The 939-nt window shown below is 64.5% G+C and carries 2 protein-coding genes; both read left to right on the plus strand.

Translation table 11 applies throughout. The annotated features are described in order from the left end of the window. Window positions 1–267: ABC transporter permease (locus tag GY769_23945; protein MCP4204973.1), on the plus strand; the 267-nt coding region annotated here is incomplete at its 5' end. Window positions 268–280: 13 nt separating this feature from the next. After that, the coding region (locus tag GY769_23950; GenBank protein ID MCP4204974.1) for a GldG family protein at window positions 281–939 on the plus strand (659 nt) is incomplete at its 3' end.

Raw genomic sequence — 939 nt, forward strand, 5'->3', positions numbered from 1 at the left:
ACCAAGAACCAGGTGGTGGCCTTCATCCTCGGCACCGCAGCGACGGTGACGTTCCTGATCGTCGGCCTGCCGCAGTCGCTCGAGACCGTCGGCGGCGCTCTCGGCGGCTACGCCGAGCAGGTAATGCTGTCGCTGTCGGTCGCCGACCACTTCGACACGCTCACCCGCGGGCTGATCGAATTCGGCACGCTGGCGTTCTTCATCTTGTTCACCGTCGGCTGGCTGGTCTGCGGCATGGTCGCCCTGGACCGCACCAAGGCTTCTTGAGGAGGAATCGAGTATGGACTTCCAGAAGATCCTGAACAGCCGCGTCACCACCCTGGCGCTGGTGGCGCTGGTCGCCGTCTTCGGCATCCACGTGCTCACCCGCTGGAGCGAGAACCTGCGCGCCGACTTCACCTCCGACAACCTCTACTCCCTGACCGACGGCACCGAGGCGATCCTCGCCCGCCTGCAGGAAGAGGGGGTCAAGCCGCTCGAGATCAAGCTCTACTTCTCCGAGACCGCCGGCAAGTCGCTGCCCAAGTTCATCAAGGACTTCATCACCTACGAGAAGTACATCCGGGCGCTGCTGGGGGAGTACGAGATCGCGGCCGAGGGCAAGCTCAAAGTCAGCTTCATCGACCCGATGCCCGACACCGACGAGGCCCAGGACGCCGCCGACTACGGCCTCGACGGCAAGCCGATCAACCAGCACGGCGACCTCTTCTTCTTCGGCCTGGTGTTCCAGACCCAGACCGGCAGCCGCGACGTCATCGACTTCCTGTGGCCGAACCAACAGGAGACCATCGAGTACGAGATCTCGAAGCGCATCCAGTCGATGGTCTGGCCGACCAAACAGCGCGTCGGCGTGATGTCGAGCCTCGAGGTCGTGTCCGACGCCTCCGACCCCTACATGGCCCAGGTACTGCGCGCCCAGGGCAAGGCTCCGGGCGAATC

Source organism: bacterium (genome assembly GCA_024224155.1).
In the GTDB taxonomy this organism is placed as follows: Bacteria; Acidobacteriota; Thermoanaerobaculia; order Multivoradales; family JAHEKO01; genus CALZIK01.